The sequence below is a fragment of the Burkholderia glumae LMG 2196 = ATCC 33617 genome (assembly GCF_000960995.1).
GTDB classification, from domain to species: domain Bacteria; phylum Pseudomonadota; class Gammaproteobacteria; order Burkholderiales; family Burkholderiaceae; genus Burkholderia; species Burkholderia glumae.
This window is the reverse complement of the sequence record NZ_CP009435.1, coordinates 2495547-2513262: the sequence shown is the minus strand read 5'-3', so window position 1 is coordinate 2513262 and position 17716 is coordinate 2495547. Positions and strand designations below refer to the sequence as shown.

13 protein-coding genes are annotated in these 17716 nt (G+C 69.4%); 10 read left to right on the top strand and 3 right to left on the bottom strand.

All coding sequences use genetic code 11. The features are described from left to right. The first annotated feature begins 44 nt into the window (after positions 1 to 44). On the top strand, positions 45 to 1409 hold the full coding sequence (locus KS03_RS23880; RefSeq protein WP_015875380.1) for an ATP-binding protein: 1365 nt from the start codon (positions 45 to 47) through the stop codon (positions 1407 to 1409). A 150-nt stretch (positions 1410 to 1559) separates the two neighbouring features. Here KS03_RS23880 and ispF read toward each other — a convergent pair whose 3' ends face one another. Together ispF and ispD are read right to left on the bottom strand one after the other, a co-directional pair. Further along, positions 1560 to 2045, bottom strand: coding sequence for a 2-C-methyl-D-erythritol 2,4-cyclodiphosphate synthase (gene ispF / locus KS03_RS23875; RefSeq protein WP_015875379.1), 486 nt, complete (start codon positions 2043 to 2045; stop codon positions 1560 to 1562). A gap of 28 nt (positions 2046 to 2073) precedes the next feature. Beyond that, positions 2074 to 2784 (bottom strand): 2-C-methyl-D-erythritol 4-phosphate cytidylyltransferase, encoded by a 711-nt coding sequence (gene ispD, locus KS03_RS23870; RefSeq protein ID WP_015875378.1) that lies wholly within the window; start codon positions 2782 to 2784, stop codon positions 2074 to 2076. 116 nt (positions 2785 to 2900) lie between these two features. Between ispD and mfd the strand changes: the two genes are divergently transcribed. From mfd to KS03_RS23855, 3 genes are all read left to right on the top strand, one after another. Beyond that, positions 2901 to 6374, top strand: coding sequence for a transcription-repair coupling factor (gene mfd / locus KS03_RS23865; RefSeq protein WP_015875377.1), 3474 nt, complete (start codon positions 2901 to 2903; stop codon positions 6372 to 6374). A gap of 218 nt (positions 6375 to 6592) precedes the next feature. Continuing rightward, positions 6593 to 7810: an acetylornithine deacetylase gene (gene argE / locus KS03_RS23860; protein ID WP_015875376.1), complete on the top strand. Its 1218-nt coding sequence runs from the start codon at positions 6593 to 6595 to the stop codon at positions 7808 to 7810. Between the two features lie 47 nt (positions 7811 to 7857). Next, entirely contained in the window at positions 7858 to 8886 is a 1029-nt protein-coding gene (locus KS03_RS23855; RefSeq protein ID WP_015875375.1) for a pyridoxal-phosphate dependent enzyme, read from the top strand. 377 nt (positions 8887 to 9263) lie between these two features. Here KS03_RS23855 and KS03_RS23850 read toward each other — a convergent pair whose 3' ends face one another. Further along, the gene (locus KS03_RS23850; RefSeq protein WP_015875374.1) at positions 9264 to 11777 is read right to left on the bottom strand and encodes a penicillin-binding protein 1A; all 2514 of its coding nucleotides are present in this window, start codon (positions 11775 to 11777) and stop codon (positions 9264 to 9266) included. Between the two features lie 622 nt (positions 11778 to 12399). Here KS03_RS23850 and KS03_RS23845 point away from each other — a divergent pair. From KS03_RS23845 to KS03_RS23820, 6 genes are all read left to right on the top strand, one after another. Beyond that, positions 12400 to 13080 carry a PspA/IM30 family protein gene (locus tag KS03_RS23845; protein ID WP_015875373.1) on the top strand — a complete coding sequence of 227 codons (681 nt, stop codon included), beginning with the start codon at positions 12400 to 12402 and terminating at the stop codon, positions 13078 to 13080. Positions 13081 to 13169: 89 nt separating this feature from the next. After that, entirely contained in the window at positions 13170 to 14417 is a 1248-nt protein-coding gene (locus tag KS03_RS23840) for a tetratricopeptide repeat protein (protein ID WP_035980366.1), read from the top strand. Positions 14418 to 14658: 241 nt separating this feature from the next. Beyond that, the gene (mscL, locus tag KS03_RS23835; RefSeq protein WP_015875371.1) at positions 14659 to 15102 is read left to right on the top strand and encodes a large conductance mechanosensitive channel protein MscL; all 444 of its coding nucleotides are present in this window, start codon (positions 14659 to 14661) and stop codon (positions 15100 to 15102) included. A gap of 412 nt (positions 15103 to 15514) precedes the next feature. Then, positions 15515 to 15949, top strand: a complete 435-nt coding sequence (locus KS03_RS23830; protein ID WP_015875370.1) for a hypothetical protein — start codon at positions 15515 to 15517, stop codon at positions 15947 to 15949. Positions 15950 to 16346: 397 nt separating this feature from the next. Next, positions 16347 to 16556: a dodecin gene (locus KS03_RS23825; protein ID WP_017423432.1), complete on the top strand. Its 210-nt coding sequence runs from the start codon at positions 16347 to 16349 to the stop codon at positions 16554 to 16556. Between the two features lie 226 nt (positions 16557 to 16782). Further along, a complete protein-coding gene (locus KS03_RS23820) occupies positions 16783 to 17712 on the top strand; it encodes a LysR substrate-binding domain-containing protein (protein ID WP_015875368.1) in 930 nt (309 codons plus the stop codon). Positions 17713 to 17716 lie beyond the last annotated feature (4 nt).

The following is a 17716-nucleotide window of genomic DNA, read 5'->3' as shown; positions in this document are numbered from 1 at the left end:
TCCGCGGGCTTCCCTTCGCCCTGCCACCGAGACAGTCCGCTCCTATGCGCATCGACCGGCGCCTCCTGACGCTCGTTTTCGGCGGCTTGTTCTGGCGCACCTTCCTGCTGATCGCGCTGCTGATCGCGGTCAGCCTCGCCGCGTGGTTCCAGAGCTTTCGCGTGATCGAGCGCGAGCCGCGCGCGCAACGCGTGGCGCTGCAGCTCGTGGCCGTGGTCAAGCTCACGCGCACCGCCCTGCTCTATTCCGATCCCGACCTGCGCCGCGCGCTGCTGCAGGATCTCGAAAGCAACGAGGGCGTGCGCGTCTACCCGCGCGAGTCCACCGACAAGTTCAAGCTGCAGCCCGACGAGTCGCTCAATCGTCTGATCGAACACGACATCCGCAGCCGGCTCGGCGACGACACCGTGATCGCGCAGTCGGTCAACGGCATCCCTGGCGTGTGGATCAGCTTCAAGATCGACGACGACGATTACTGGGTCGCGCTCGACCGCGACCAGCTCGACACCGTCACGGGCCTGCAATGGGCCGGCTGGGGGCTGTTCGCGCTGGCGCTGTCGCTGCTCGGCTCGGCGTTCATCACGAGCCTGGTGAACCAGCCGTTCTCGCGGCTCGCGCACGCGGCGCGCAAGGTCGGCGCGGGGCAGATGCCCGAGCCGCTGCCCGAGCGCGGCATGGGCGTGGCGGCCGAGACGAACCGCAGCTTCAACCAGATGGTGCGCGATCTCGAACAGCTCGACGCCGATCGCGCGCTGATGCTCGCGGGGATCTCGCACGACCTGCGCACGCCGCTCGCGCGGCTGCGGCTCGAGACCGAGATGAGCCCGTCCGATCAGGCCACCAAGGACGCCATGGTGGACGACATCGAACAGATGGACCGCATCATCGCCGCGTTCATCGACTACGCGCGGCCGCTCCAGCAGCGCGCGCCGGAGCCCGTGGACCTGTCGCTGATCGCGCACGACGTGGGCGCGCGGCTGGCCAACGAGGACGGCGTGCAGATCACCACGCAGCTCGCGCCGGCCGCCGTGGTGGAAGCCGACGAGACCGACATGCGCCGCGTGATCGGCAACCTGGTGGAGAACGCGCGCAAGTACGGCCTGAGCCAGGCCGACGGCATTGCCCGCATCACGATCGAGACGCGCGTCTCGCATGCGCGCGTCGAGGTGGTGGTGCGCGACGAAGGCCCCGGCATTCCCGACGACCAGCTGCCGCTCGTGATGCGCCCGTTCTATCGCGTCGACGCCGCGCGCAGCAAGGCGGACGGCACCGGCCTCGGGATGGCGATTGTGCTGCGGCTGGTGGGCCGCTATCGCGGCACGCTGAAGCTGCGCAACCGCACGCCGGAGCCGGGCCTCGAGGTGTCGCTCGACTTCCCGACCGGCAAGGGCACGCGCCCGCCCGCCTGAGCCGGGCAGCGCACGACGGCGCCGGCGCGGGGCGCCCGGAACGGCAGTCGCCGGTACCGGGCGGCGCCGCCGCGCGGGCAGCCCGCGCGGCGTCATCTTGCTTCGGCGGCGGCCCGCGGGCGGCCTCGGCCGCAGGCGCGGGACGGCCGCCTATGCCGCGCGGCGCACCAGCAGCGCGGCGGCCTGCGCCTCGATGCCTTCGCCGCGGCCGAGATAGCCGAGCTTCTCGTTGGTCTTGGCCTTCACGTTGACGCGCTCGAGCGGCAGCCCCAGATCCTCGGCAATGTTCGCGCGCATCGCGTCGATGTGCGGCGCGAGCTTCGGCGCCTGTGCGATCACGGTGGTATCGACGTTGCCGATCGCAAAGCCGGCGGCGGCCACGCGCTTCGCGCATTCGCGCAGCAGCACGCGGCTGTCGGCGCCCTTGAACTGCGGATCGGTGTCCGAGAAGTGCCGGCCGATGTCGCCGAGCGCGGCGGCGCCGAACAGCGCGTCGGTCAGCGCGTGCAGCAGCACGTCGGCGTCCGAGTGGCCGAGCAGGCCGCGTTCGTAGGGGATCGTCACGCCGCCGATGATGAGCGGCCGGCCGGGAACCAGCTGGTGTACGTCATAGCCTTGTCCGATTCTGATGTCCATGCGGTGCCTGGTTCGTGGTGAAGGGGGTTCAGGAGGCGTTCGCGGGCCGCGACAGGAATGCCTCGGCCAGTTCGAAATCCTCGGGATAGGTGACCTTGAAATTGCGCAGATTGCCCTGCACCACGCGCGGCGCGTGGCCGGCCCACTCGATCGCGCTGGCCTCGTCGGTCAGGTCGTGGCCGTCGCGCTGGGCGGCGAGGATCGCCTCGCGCAGCATGCCGATCCGGAACATCTGCGGCGTCTGGGCCTGCCAGAGGCCGTCGCGCGCTTCGGTGCGGGCGATCTCGTCGCCGCCCGCCGGCACGCGCTTGAGCGTGTCGGCCACCGGCAGCGCGACGATGCCGCCCACCGGATCGTCCTTGAGGGTCGCGATCAGCGTGCGGATCAGCGCCGGCGTGATGCCGGGGCGCGCCGCGTCGTGCACCAGCACCCAGTCGCCGTCGGTCGCGCCGAACCCGGCCAGCTCCAGCAGGCCGTTGTATACCGACGCCTGGCGCGAGGCGCCGCCGCAACGGCTGATCGCGAAGCGCAGGCCGGCGAAGCGCCGCGCGTCGAAGTGCGTATCGTCGGGCGAGATCACCACCAGCGTCTGCGAGAACTCGCTGAGCGCATCGAACGCGGCAAGCGTGTAATGCAGCAGCGCGCGTCCGGCCAGCGTGCGGTACTGCTTGGGCAGGGCCGAGCCGGAGCGGGAGCCGGTGCCGGCGCAGGGAATCAGGGCAAAGAGTCGGGGAGTCACGGGAGCGGCACGCCGGAGAAATAGGGAAATCGAGAGACGGATTTTATAATAGGTCTTTCGCCTCGGCCGCCGTGCCGCTCGCCGCCGTACACGGCGCTTGCCATCCAGCCCCGTCCATGCCAGAAAACGCCAGCTTTCCGCCGTCCCCCGTCGCCCTCGTCAAAGCGGGTCAGCGCTTCGCCTTCGATGGCGCGCCCGGCTCCGCCGAGGCCCTCGCGATCGCCCGCTACCTCGCCGCACATCGGGCCCAGGTGCCGCTGCTGGCGGTGATCTGCGCGAACCCGGCCGACGCGCAGCGGCTGTCGCAGGAGATCGGCTTCTTCGCGCCCGAGGCACGCGTGCGGCTGCTGCCCGACTGGGAAACGCTGCCCTACGACACCTTCTCGCCGCACCAGGACCTGGTCTCGGAACGGCTGGCCACGCTGCACGACCTCGGCGAAGGCCGCTGCGACATCCTGCTCGTACCGGCCACCACGGCGCTCTACCGGATGCCGCCCGCCTCGTTCCTGGCCGCCTACACGTTCGCGTTCACCCAGGGCGAGCGGCTCGACGAGTCGAAGTTCAAGGCCCAGCTGACGCTGGCCGGCTACGAGCACGTGAGCCAGGTGGTGCGCCCCGGCGAATACTGCGTGCGCGGCTCGCTGATCGACCTGTTCCCGATGGGCTCGCCGCTGCCCTACCGGATCGACCTGTTCGACGACCAGATCGATTCGATCCGCGCCTTCGACCCGGATACGCAGCGCAGCCTCTACCCGGTGCGCGACGTGCGCCTGCTGCCGGGCCGCGAATTCCCGTTCGACGAGGCCGCGCGCACGGCGTTTCGCAGCCGCTGGCGCGAGAGCTTCGAGGGCGACCCGAGCCGCGCGCCGATCTATCGCGACATCGGCAACGGCGTGCCGTCGGCCGGCATCGAGTACTACCTGCCGCTGTTCTTCGACGACACGGCCACGCTGTTCCACTATCTGCCCGAGCACGCCCACCTGGTGTTCACGGGCGACCTCGACACGGCGATCCGCCGCTTCACGGCCGACACGAAACAGCGCTACACCTTCCTCTCGCACGACCGCGAGCGGCCGATCCTCGAACCGCAGCGGCTGTTCCTCAGCGACGACGATTTCTACACGCTCGCCAAGCCGTTCGCGCGCGTGGTGCTGCCCGCGCAGGCCGCCGGCGGCTGGGCCACCCCGCTGCCGCCGCTCGCGCTGGAACGGCAGGCCGACGACCCGCTCGCCAGCTTCCGCCGCTATCTGCAGACCACCCCGAACCGCGTGCTGTTCACGGTCGAATCGGCGGGCCGCCGCGAGACCATCGCCCAGCTGTTCGCCGAGCACGGCCTGAAGCCGGCCGGCAACGACAGCTACGCGTCGTGGCTGGCCGGCGACGAACGCTTCGCGCTCGGCGTGGCGCCGCTCGCGAGCGGCTTCGCGGTGCCGGGCGAAGGCTACGCGATCGTGACCGAGACCGAGCTGTACGGCTCGACCGGACGCCGCTCGGGGCGCCGCCGCCAGGAGCAGGCCAGCAACGTCGACGCGATGGTGCGCGACCTGTCGGAGCTGAAGGTGGGCGATCCGGTGGTCCACGCGCAGCACGGCATCGGCCGCTACATGGGGCTCGTCTCGATGGACCTCGGCGAGGGCGAGACCGAGTTCCTGCATCTGGAATATGCGGGCGAGAGCAAGCTCTACGTGCCGGTCTCGCAGCTGCACGTGATCTCGCGCTACAGCGGCGCCGACCCCGACAGCGCGCCGCTGCACCAGCTCGGCTCGGGCCAGTGGGAGCGGGCCAAGCGCAAGGCGGCGCAACAGATCCGCGACACCGCCGCGGAGCTGCTGAACCTCTACGCGCGGCGCGCCGCGCGCGAAGGCCATGCGTTCGCGCTCGAGCCGCGCGACTACGTGAAGTTCGCCGAGAGCTTCGGCTTCGAGGAAACGCCCGACCAGGCCGCCGCGATCGCGGCCGTGATCGGCGACATGACGAGCGGCAAGCCGATGGACCGCCTGGTATGCGGCGACGTGGGCTTCGGCAAGACCGAGGTGGCGCTGCGCGCCGCGTTCATCGCGGTGATGGGCGGCAAGCAGGTGGCGCTGCTCTCGCCCACCACGCTGCTCGCCGAGCAGCATACGCAGACCTTCATCGACCGCTTCGCCGACTGGCCGGTGCGGGTGGCCGAGCTGTCGCGCTTCAAGTCGACCAAGGAAGTCAACGCGGCGATCCGGCAGATCAACGAGGGCAGCGTCGACATCGTGATCGGCACCCACAAGCTGCTGTCCTCGGACGTGCAGTTCAAGCGCCTCGGGCTCGTCATCATCGACGAGGAGCATCGCTTCGGGGTGCGCCAGAAGGAGGCGCTGAAGGCGCTGCGCGCCGAGGTGGACGTGCTGACGCTGACCGCCACGCCGATCCCGCGCACGCTGGGCATGGCGCTGGAAGGCCTGCGCGACTTCTCGGTGATCGCCACCGCGCCGCAGAAGCGGCTCGCGATCAAGACCTTCGTGCGGCGCGAGGAGGAAAGCGTGATCCGCGAGGCGATGCTGCGCGAGCTCAAGCGCGGCGGCCAGGTGTACTTCCTGCACAACGAGGTGGAGACGATCGAGAACCGCAAGACGATGCTGGAGGCGCTGGTGCCCGAGGCGCGCATCGCGATCGCCCACGGCCAGATGCACGAGCGCGAGCTGGAGCGCGTGATGCGCGAGTTCGTCGCCCAGCGCGCCAACGTGCTGCTATGCACGACCATCATCGAGACCGGCATCGACGTGCCGAGCGCGAACACCATCATCATGCATCGCGCCGACAAGTTCGGCCTCGCCCAGCTGCACCAGCTGCGCGGGCGCGTCGGCCGCTCGCACCACCAGGCCTACGCCTACCTGCTGGTGCACGACCCGCAGGCGCTCACCAAGCAGGCGCAGCGGCGGCTCGAGGCGATCCAGCAGATGGAGGAACTCGGCTCGGGCTTCTATCTGGCGATGCACGACCTGGAGATCCGCGGCACCGGCGAGGTGCTCGGCGACAAGCAGTCGGGCGAGATCCACGAGATCGGCTTCCAGCTCTACACCGAGATGCTCAACGACGCGGTGAAGGCGCTCAAGAACGGCCGCGAGCCGGACCTGCTCGCGCCGCTGGCGGCCACCACCGAGATCAACCTGCACGCGCCGGCGATCCTGCCCGCCGACTATTGCGGCGACGTGCAGGAACGGCTTTCGCTCTACAAGCGGCTCGCGAACTGCGAGGACGGCGACGCGATCGACGCGATCCAGGAGGAGCTGATCGACCGCTTCGGCAAGCTGCCGCCGCAGGCCCATGCGCTGGTCGAGACGCACCGGCTGCGGCTCGCGGCCAAGCCGCTCGGCATCAGCAAGATCGATGCGAGCGAGGCCGCGATCGGCCTGCAGTTCGTGCCGAATCCGCCGATCGACCCGATGCGCATCATCGAGATGGTGCAGAAGCACCGCCACGTCAAGCTCGCCGGCCAGGACAAGCTGCGCATCGAGACGCGCACGCCCGACCTGGCGATCCGCGTCTCGACCGTCAAGGAAACGCTGCGGGCGCTGGGGCTGCCCACCACGGGCCGCGCCGCCGCGCCGGCACGCTGAGGCACGCCGGGACGCGCGAAGGCACGCCGGGACGCGCGAAGGCACGCCGGGACGCGCGAAGGCGCGCCAGGCGCCCGCCGCTGCACGCAGCGGCGGCGGCAGCGGCGCGCCGGCGCGGCGCCTTGCGGCGCCGGCCTTGCTGCACCGCAAGGCGCGGCGCGAGCGCGGGCCGCCGCGTTTTTGAGTATGATTTTCGTATCGCCATCCGGAGTTTCACCATGCCGCCCGTCGACGCCGCCGCGCCGTCCGCCCACGCCCTTCCCGCCGTCGAATCGCCGGTCAGCCTGCGCTGGGTCAGTGAGCTCGTCGCGATGGACACCACCAGCCGCGTGCCGAACCTGGGTCTCATCGAGACCGTGCGCGACGCGCTCGCCGCGCGCGGCATCGAATCGACGCTGACGCACGACCAGCGCGGCGGCTGGGCCAACCTGTTCGCGACGATTCCCGCGCACGACGGCACCACCGACGGCGGCGTGGTGCTGTCCGGGCACACCGACGTGGTGCCGGTGGACGGCCAGCAGTGGGACAGCGACCCGTTCACGCCGGCCATCCACGATGGCCGGCTCTATGGGCGCGGCACCTGCGACATGAAGGGCTTCATCGGCGCGGCGCTCGCATTGGTGCCGGAAATGCAGGCGGCGAAGCTGGCCCGGCCGATCCATCTCGCGCTGTCCTACGACGAGGAAATCGGCTGCGCGGGCGCGCCGCTGATGCTCGCCGAACTCAAGCGCCGCGGCCTGCAGCCGGGCGGCTGCATCGTCGGCGAGCCCACCGGCATGCGCCCGATCATCGCTCACAAGGGCATCAACACCTACCGCTGCTGCGTGCGCGGCCACGCCGCCCACTCGTCGCTGACGCCGAAGGGGCTCAATGCGATCGAATACGCGGCGCGGCTGATCTGCCATATCCGCGACATCGCCGACGAATTCCGCGCCAACGGGCCGTTCGACGAGCTCTACGACGTACCGTTCAGCACCGCGCAGACGAGCCAGATCGAAGGCGGCAATGCGATCAACACGGTGCCGGCCGAGTGCCGCTTCTCGTTCGAATTCCGCAACCTGCCGACGCTCGATCCCGACGCGATCTTCGCGCGCATCGACGCCTATGCGCGCGACACGCTGCTGCCCAGGATGCGCCGCGAGCATCCGGACGCGGCCATCGAAATCACGAAGATCGCCGCGGCGCCGGGCCTCGATGCCGACGAGCAGGCCGCGATCACCGAACTGGTGCGCGCGCTGACGGCCGACCGCGCGCAGCGCAAGGTCGCCTACGGCACCGAGGCCGGGCTGTTCGCGAACGCGGGCATTCCGAGCGTGGTGTGCGGGCCGGGCGACATCGAGCAGGCACACAAGGCCAACGAGTACGTCGAGCTCGCGCAGCTCGATGCCTGCGAGCGCTTTCTGCGCAAGTTCATCTACAGCATGACGCTCGCCTGATGCCATCCGGACCGGTTCGCCTGTCCGGCGAGCCCCCGCTCTCCGCCATGTCGACCCTGTCACCGCCCCCTGCCCATCCGTCCATCAACGGCGAGCCGATTCCCACGCTCGACGACATCGCCGCCGAGCATTTCGCGCTCACCCCCTGGGTGTCGCGCACGCCGGTGTTCGAACGCGCCGAACTGCCCTCGCTGGAAACCACCCACGTCAACCTGAAATTCGAGCTGCTGCAGGCAAGCGGCAGCTTCAAGGTGCGCAGCGCGTTCGCGAACCTGCTCGCGCTGCGCGAGCCGCAACGGCGCAGCGGCGTGACCTGCGTGTCGTCGGGCAATCATGCGGCGGCGCTCGCCTACGCGGCCATGCGGCTCGGCATCGGCGCGAAGGTGGTGCTGCTCGATACGGCCGACCGCGCACCGCTCGCGCTGTGCCGGCAGTACGGCGCCGAGGTCGTGATGGCAGCCGGGCAGGCCGAAGCGTTCGAGCTCGTGCGGCGCATCGAGATCGAGGAAGGCCGGCAGTTCGTGCATGCGTTCAACGGCTACCGCACGATCCTCGGCACTGCCACGCTCGGCTACGAATGGGCCACCCAGACGCCCGACCTCGATGCGGTGATCGTGCCGGTGGGCGGCGGCGGCCTCGCCGCCGGCATCGCGACGGCGCTGCGGCTCGCAAGCCCGCGGATTCGCGTCTACGGCGTGGAGCCCGCAGGTGCCGACGTGATGAGCCGCAGCTTCGCGGCCAACCGGCCGCTCGCCTCGGGCCCCGCGCATACCATCGCCGCGGCGCTCGCCGTGACCCACACCGAGGAATACGGTTACGAGCTGTGCCGGCGGCACCTCGAGCGGCTCGTGCGTGTCGACGATGACGCGCTGCGCGCGGCGATGCGCTACCTGCACACGTATCTGAAGGTGGCCGTCGAGCCTGCCTGCGCGGCGCCGATGGCGGCGCTGCTCGGACCGTTGCGCGAGACGCTGCAGGGCAGGCGCGTCGGCGTGCTGCTGCCGGGCTCGAACCTCGATCCGGCGGCATTCGCGGCACACCTGGCCACGCCGGCCGGCGCGCGCCGCGCGCGCTGAACGGCGCGCGGCGCGGCCGCGACGATATCCCCAGATTATGTTGAAGAGCCTGTGGACAAGCGCCTGACAAGCCACGCAAGCCCTTGATTGCGCGGGCTTTCGCGGCGGCGCCTCGAATCGGGCAGCAACGCGCCGCAAGCGCTGGCGAGGCCGGCCTGCCCATGCCGCGCCCCAAGGCGAAAAGCCTATCGGCTCAAGGGCTTGCGCCGCATGGCGCGAGCCTATCGACCAGCGCTCCCAGTTAAACCCGTGCACAACTCGCGCGGCACCGCGTTGCGCACCGGCCGGCGCCGCAACGCAAAACGGCGCGGCGAAGTCCGCCGCGCCGTCGTCGCGCATCGCGCGGCCCCGCCGTCACGGGCCGGGGCTCGCCGGGATCAGGGCTTGTCGAACATGTCCATGATCTGCTGCTTTTCCTGCGGCGTCACGGGCGGCGGCGTCAGGCCCGCCGCGCCGGCCGAGCCGAGCGCGTCGTTGGCGTTGATCGGGTTCGCCGCGTCGCCGATGTCCACGTTCGCGACGAAGCCGTTGCCCGGCGTGTGATCGGAGAAGTACAGCTCGCCGTCGATGGTGGTCAGGCCGTCGGGCATCGGCATCTGCTGCTCGGGCACGCCGTGCAGCGCCGTGCGCATGTAGTTGATCCAGATCGGCAGGCCGAGCTGGGCGCCGAACTCGCGGCTGCCGAGGCTCCTCGGCTGGTCGAAGCCCATCCAGGCCACCGCCACCAGCGACTGCTGATAGCCGGCGAACCAGCCGTCCTTCGCGTCGTTGGTGGTACCGGTCTTGCCCTGCAGGTCGGAGCGCCCCAGCACGTTGGAGCCGGCGCCGGTGCCGGAGGTCGCCACCGTGTGCAGCATGCTGTTCATCACGTAGGCGTTGCGCGCCTCGATGGTGCGCTGCGCGTTGCTGCCGGCGATCGCCGGCTGCGCCTTTTGCAGCGGCTGGCCGTAAGCGTCGTCGACTTCCGCGATCAGATACGGATCGACGCGGTAGCCGCCGTTGGCGAACACCGCATACGCGCCCGCCAGCTGCAGCGGCGTGACGAGCCCGGCGCCGAGCGCCATCGGCAGGTAGGGCGGCGTCTTGGCCGGATCGAAGCCGAACCGCTGGGTCACGTAGTCCTGGGCGTACTTGGTACCGATCGAGGCGAGGATCCGGATCGACACGAGGTTCTTCGACTTGCGCAGCGCATCGCGCATCGTCATCGGGCCGTCCGGCTGGTCGTCGTCCTTCGGCTCCCAGGCGGTGCCGCCCGGCGTGCTGGGCGGGAAGTACAGCGGCGCGTCGTTGATGATGGTCGCCGGCCCGAGGCCCTTCTCGAGCGCGGCCGAATAGATGAAGGGCTTGAAGCTCGAACCGGGCTGGCGCCACGCCTGCGTGACGTGGTTGAATTTGCTCTTGTTGAAGTCGAAGCCGCCGACCAGCGAGCGGATCGCGCCGTCCTGCGGCGTGAGCGCGACCAGCGCGCCTTCCACCTGCGGCAGCTGGCTGACCTGCCAGTTGTCGCGCGCGTCCTTGACCACGCGCACGATCGAGCCGGGCTTGATGCGCAGCGCGTCGGACGCGCGCGGGCTCAGCGCGGCCGCCACGAAGCGCAGGTTGGCCCCGCTGATCTTCGCGGTCGCGCCGCCCACGAACTGCACCTCCACCGCCGACGGCGCCGCGGCGATCACCACGGCCGACTGCAGGTCGCCGTTGTCGGGGTGGTCGGCCAGCGCGTCGTCGATAGCCTCGTCGCGCGCGTCGCCGGCGGCCGGCAGCGCGATGAAGCCTTCCGGCCCGCGATACCCGTGGCGGCGCTCGTAGTCGAGAATGCCGCGCCGCACGGCCTGGTAGGCCGCTTCCTGGTCCGTCGAGTTGATCGTGGTGGTCACGCTCAGCCCGCGCGTATAGGTTTCGTCCTTGTACTGCGCGTACATCATCTGGCGCACCATCTCGGCGACGTACTCGGCATGCACGGCGTACTGGTTGCCCGGCGTGCGCGTGTGGATTTCCTCCTTCACGGCGGCGTCGTACTGCGGCTGCGTGATGTAGCCGAGCTCGAGCATGCGCCTCAGGATGTATTCCTGGCGCACCTTCGCGCGCTTCGGATTGACCACCGGGTTGTAGGCCGACGGCGCCTTCGGCAGGCCGGCCAGCATGGCCGCCTCGGCCAGCGTGATGTCCTTCAGGTCCTTGCCGAAATAGACGCGCGCGGCGGCCGCGAAGCCGTAGGCGCGCTGCCCCAGATAGATCTGGTTCATGTACAGCTCGAGGATCTGGTCCTTCGTCAGCGCGCGCTCGATCTTGTAGGCAAGCAGCATTTCGTAGATCTTGCGCGTATAGGTCTTCTCGCTCGACAGGAAGAAGTTGCGCGCGACCTGCATCGTGATCGTGCTCGCGCCCTGCCGCGCGCCGCCGTGCATCAGGTCGGCCACGCCCGCACGCAGGATGCCGACGAAGTCGACACCGCCGTGCTCGTAGAAGCGGTAGTCCTCGATCGCGAGCACCGCCTTCTTCATCACGTCGGGGATGTCCTGGAAGCGCACCAGGCTGCGGCGCTCCTCGCCGAACTCGCCGATCAGCACGTGGTCGGCCGTATAGACGCGCAGCGGCACCTTCGGCTGGTAGTTGGTCAGCGCATCGAGCGACGGCAGCTGCGGCGCCATCACCACCAGCGCATAGCCGACGATCAGCGCGCCGACCACGCCGGCCAGCGCGATCAGGCCGGCGAACCACAACGCGATGCGCGCGCCGACCGAGCGTCCGCCGCCGTCGTCATCGTCGCGGTCGCGGCGATGGTCGTCACCGCCGCCGTGGCGATCGGATTCGTCCGCGTAAAACGCACCGGAAGGCGAGCGGCGTAACTTGTAGTTGGGTTCGGAATCGGACGGGCGTTTGATGATCGGCATGTCGGAATGGCGGGCGCTGCGGCGACACCGCGGGCGCGCGGAGCGCGCATGTGCGTGTGGATCTTAGGTGTTGGGGCTTGAGGCGATGCGCAGGAGCGTAGCACATCACCGGATCACGGCACGCGGCGATCCATTCCCGCGACGCGACAGCGCATTTTAATGAAATCGTCCGGCACCCCACGCGATTTTTTGTAAAAATTCCCGCTGCCTGCCCCATCGCGGGGCACGCGCGCCGCGCAACGCGCCCGCCACCGCCACGCCGACGCGCCACCGTCACCCACGCCCGCTATCATCGGAAGCGAGAAGGCGCATGGCCGCGCGATGCTTTCAACGGCGAAAGCTTTGTATCCGTCGGTGTCGTCCCCTGGAAATCCGCGCCAGGCACCCGCATCTCATGCCCGCGGGGGGGCCGCCGGCGCGGCAGCGCGGGCAGCCTGCCCGGAAGCCGCCCCTGATGCGGCCGGCCGGGCCGTGCCGCGGGCGCCGCCGGCACCGGCGCCGCCCCGTCTTAAGCGGTGTTTAAGCGATCCGGTGGTGTAATATCCGCCGGCATCACGGGCGCGCCGCGCCGTGTCAACGAGGTGGTCGCCGATCGCCTCGACATTCATCCATGGAGGGTTTCATGTCGCTTTTCGACTCTATCTCGCGCACGCTCAAAGGCCTGCTGAACGACGCAGCCGATTCGGTGCAGGACCCGTCGCGCGACGCACGGCAGATCGTGCGGGAGCTCGACGACAGCATTGCCAAGGCCGAGAACTCGCTGATCGAGATCGAGGCCCAGGTCGCGACCCAGCGCAGCAAGCGCGACGCCGCCGCCGACAAGGTGAAGAAGTACGAGGATGGCGCCAAGCGCGCGCTGCAATCGGGCGACGAGTCGCTCGCGCGCGAGGCGCTGAGCGCGCAATCGAACGCCGAGGTCGAGCGCGACGCGCTCGCCCGCGAACTCGACGCGCTCGAGCCGTCGGTCGACAAGCTGAAGGCCCAGATCGCCGACATGCGCCAGCGCCGCAACGACCTGAACACGCGCTCGAACATCCTGCAGGCCAAGCAGGAAATCGCGCAGGCCAAGGATGTCGCGGCCACCGCGCTGGGCGGCATCGGCGGCAAGGACCTGTCGGCCGACTTCCAGAAGCTCGAGGACAAGGTCGCCCTGTCGAACGCCCGTTCGGACGCACGCCTGAACTCGGCCGACACGAACAGCGGCAAGGCGCTCGACGACAAGCTCGCGGCGCTGAACCGCGGCCCGTCGGTCGACGATCGCCTCGAAGCGCTGAAGAAGCAACTGAACACGCCGGCGCAGTAATCCATGCACCGGCCCCGCGCGGCGGGCATGCCGCTTGCCGCCGGCCGCGCGACACCGTCGAAAGAGGCAGGCTCGCCGCCTGAACACAGATGAAAAAATTCGTTGCCGCCGCCGCCGCCGCCGTCTCGCTGCTCGCCGTCTCGGCGAGCGTGTTCGCGGCCGTGCCGTCGCTGGCGCAGGTCGAGCAATCGGTCAGCCAGCGCAACTGGCAACGCGCCGACGCCCAGCTCTCGGAAGTGATCCAGGCGCATCCCGACAGCGCGCGCGCGCATTACCTGTACGGCCAGGTGCTCGATCGCGAGGGCCGCGCGGCCGACGCGCTCGCGCAGATCGAGCGCGCGAAGTCGCTCGATCCGTCGATCCATTTCACCAACCCGTCCACGTTCGCGCAAACCGAGGCACGCGTGCGGGCCGACGCGAACCGCGCCGGCGAACGCCGCTCGGCCACCTCCGGCGGGGCGCTGCAGCCGCTCGCCCAGCCCCAGGCGGCCACGCAGTCGGCGCCGTTCGCACCGGCCGCGCCGGCCCGGCACGGCCCGTCGGTCGGCATGTGGATCGCGCTCCTGCTGCTGGTGGCCGTGATCGCGCTGGTGCTGCGCTGGACGCTGCGCCGCGCGCGCTCGGGCGAGGACAAGCAGGCCGACGACGAGCGCCGCGCGCAACTGAAGCGCGCCACCGAACTGTTGAACGAAGTGCGGCCGCTCAAGCTCGACGCACGGCTGTCCACGGCACCCGGCGCCGCCGCGCTGGCAAGCGACATCGAGGGCGTGGAAACCGATGCGCGCACGCTGGTCGAAACGCTGTCGACCGGCAAGAATCCGGTGCCGCCCTACCAGCTCGAGGACCTCGAGCACCGCTTCGCGAGCCTGAAGGCGCGCGTCGAGGGCCGCCCCGATCCGAACGCCGCGCCGGCCTCGCCGGCGGCCGGCACGGGATCGGTATTTGCTCAGGAGGCCGATCGATTGACGGGCACCCAGGCCCAGCCGCCCTATCCGCCCTCGTACCCGCAGCAGCAGCCGTATCCGCCCTATCCGCCGCAACAGCCGCCCGTGATCGTGCAGCAGGGCGGCGGCTTCGGCAGCGGCATGGGCGGCCTCCTGACCGGCGTGCTGCTCGGCGAGGCCATGTCGGGCGGCCGCGAGCGCGTGGTCGAGCGCGACGTGATCGTCGACGACGAGCGGCGCCGCGCGAATGACGGCTTGGGCGGCAGCGCCGACAACGGCGGCGGGAACGACGCTGGCTTCGACTTCGGTCAGGGCGGCAGTTGGGACAGCGGCGGCAACGACGGCGGCGTCGATCTGGGCAGCAGCAGCGACGACGACTGGAACAACAGCTGAGCGCCGGGCCGGCCAGCCGGCCCCTCTGCGCGCGCCCAAGCGGCGCCGACGCGGAGCGGCGGCCCGGAGTTCACGCGCAACGGGCCGGCGACGGCCCGTTTTTCATGGCGCACCATCCGGCGCCGAGTTTGTTAACATCCCGGGAAGTATCGGTGTCCGATCGCCTTCGCTGCCTGGGCGCGATCATCGCGCGGGCGAACCGGCCGCGCATTCTCTTTCCCTTTTCTGGAGAAACCTGCTTATGAGCATCATGAAGGAGTTTAAGGAGTTCGCCGTCAAGGGCAATGTGATGGATCTGGCCGTCGGCGTGATCATCGGCGGCGCGTTTTCGAAGATCGTCGATTCCGTCGTCAAGGATCTCATCATGCCGGTGATCGGGGTGATCACCGGGGGCCTCGATTTCTCGAACAAGTTCATACAGCTCGGCCCGATCCCGGCGACCTTCAAGGGCAATCCCGACTCGTACAAGGATCTGCAGGCCGCAGGCGTCGCGCTGTTCGGCTACGGCTCGTTCATCACCGTGCTGATCAACTTCATCATCCTCGCGTTCATCATCTTTCTGATGGTGCGCTTCATCAACCGGCTGCGCCGCCCGGTCGAAACCGCGCCGGCCGAACCGCCGCCGCCGCCCGAGGACGTGATGCTGCTGCGCGAGATCCGCGATTCGCTGAAGAACCGAGGCTGACGCGCCCCGCCGCCATCGGATCGGCCCGCCGCGGGCCGGTCCCGAGCCCGCCGCGCGCGGGCTTTTTTGCGGCCTTTTTTTGTGCGGCGCGATCGGGCGGGCCGCCGCCGCACGCGGGAAAACACTCATCCGCGCGCGCCCCGAAACGTGGCTTTTTTATGAATCGGGCCTGCACGCGCCGCGTGCGCCGGTCTATCATGAAAAAGCAACGACATTACACAAGGCGCAATCAGCGCAGACATGACGATCGTGGACATTCACGCGTTCGGCCCTGCGCGGCCTGGTCGAACACTTAGTGAAGACGGCATTTTCGTATGCTATAAAAGATCGACATGCGGGCGCGCTAGCCGGTTTGGGGGTGGGTCGCATGACAAAGCCACAAATCTTGCAATCGTTTTTGACGCGAGTGTTTATGTCCTTTCCGAAAAAACGCCGACGCATGCAGCCGGACGGCCAGGAATCGTTCCTGGCCGTACTGCGTCACGCGAAGCCCTTCGCCCAGCTCGATACCAAGATCGCGCGCGCCCGCGCGCAGGACGAACCGGTGCTCTACGCGCACGTGCTGCCCGGACTGGACGTGTTGCTCTGCACCGTGCGCGGTGCCCATCCGCCGTATCCGGCGATCGCCGACTTGCGCAGGCGCTGCGTGGAATCGATCACCAACGCGCTCGAGCAGCCGCTCGACGGGCTCGAGAACGGCGGCTACTGGTACGAGGCGAACGGCTTCGGCTTCCTGGTGTTCGCGAGCCGCGCGCGAGGGCGCATCCTCCCCGAGTTCGGCGCGAATGCCGGCGAGCGCAGCGCGGGCCGGCAGAACGCCGGCGATACGACGCCGCGATCGCTGTAAGCCGGGCTGCTGCCGGGCCGGCGTCGCGCGCCGTGAATCGCGCGCCGGCGCTTGGCCCGGCCGTATCGCGCGGGCCGGATCGAGACGGGCCGGATCGAGACGGGCCGAAGGCCTCGACGACGACTCCGCTTGCGGCGGGCTGGCGCGATCTCGTGCCGATCGCGGCAGCGCGCGTGCTGCCGGGTCCTGCCTCGTCACGGGAAGGCCGCGCCCGGTCGCCGGCTCGGGTCCGCTCGGGTCCGGGCCTTGCTGCAGGTTTCACCGCACTGGCTCGCGCCCTGCCCGCTCCCGAATCCGATTGAACTTGTCCCCCCGCCCGCGAATCACTCCTTGACGGGCGGCGGCTTCGGCAGCGAGCCGGCCGTCGCATCGGTCCATCCACCGTTACGGAGGCATCATGAGTGACCACGTCTACAAGCACATCGAGCTCACCGGCTCGTCGCAGTCGTCGAGCGACGACGCGATTCGCGTCGCCATCGCGAAGGCGGCCAAGACGCTGCACAACCTGGAGTGGTTCCAGGTGCTCGAAACCCGCGGCCATATCGAGGACGGCAAGGTCGCCCACTGGCAGGTCACGCTGAAGGTCGGCCTGCGCCTGGACGACTGACCCCGTCGGGCACGGCGCCCGTGCCGCTTGCGCGCCTCGCACCGCGAGGCGTGTTCCCCGCCCTCCCCCCCCCCTTCCCACGCCTGCCTGCTCCCATCCCGCAGCGTCGCGAAACCGAGGCTCGACCGTGGTTTACGCCGCCTTGACGGTCATTTCTGTCCATATTAAAAACCATATACTCATCGGATACTAAAATCAGCTGAGACATATATAACCTGGAGAGAAGATGAGTCAACAACGCGAGGCGATCGACACTTACCTGCTGCGCGTCCTGCATACGCTGCTGATGGAACGCAGCGTGACGCGCGCGGCGGTCAAGCTCAATCAGTCGCAGCCCGCGATCAGCGCCGCGCTGCGGCGCCTGCGCGACATCACCGGCGACCCGCTGCTGGTACGCGGCAAGTCGGGCATGGTGCCCACCGAATACGGGCTGCGCCTGCTCGAACCGGTGCAGAACGCCTTGCGCGAAATCGAGCGCATCAAGTTCCAGCAGCACAACTTCGACCCTGCCACCTCGATCCGCTGCTACCGGATCGGTTGCCCCGACTATCTGAACGTGCTGTTCGTGCCCACCGTGGTGGAGCGCTTCCGGCAGGCGGCACCGAACGCGACGCTCGAATTCCATTCGCTCGGCCCCGCCTTCGATTACGAGCTGGCGCTCGAGGACGGCAAGCTCGACATCGTGGTCGGCAATTGGCCCGAGCCGCCCGAGCAACTGCATCTGTCGAACCTGTTCGTCGACAAGATCGTCTGCCTGATGAGCAACACGCACCCGTTCGCCAAGCGCGGCGGCCTCACGCTCGACCAGTATCTGAACGCCCCGCACCTCGCGCCCACGCCGTATTCGGTCGGCCAGCGCGGGGCGATCGACGTGCATCTCGCGCGCGAACGGCTCAAGCGCCACGTGGTGGTCACGCTGCCGTACTTCAATCTCGCGCCCTACGTGCTGGTGAAGTCGGACCTGATCTTCACCACCACGCGGCTGTTCGCCGACCACTACGCGAAGTTCCTGCCGCTGTCGGTGGTGCCGGCGCCGCTCGACTTCCCGCCCATGCAGTACTACCAGCTCTGGCACGAACGCTGCCATTACTCGGACGAGGTGCGCTGGCTGCGCAGCCTGGTGGCCGAGGCCACCCGCACCCTGATCGATCCCTGAGCCT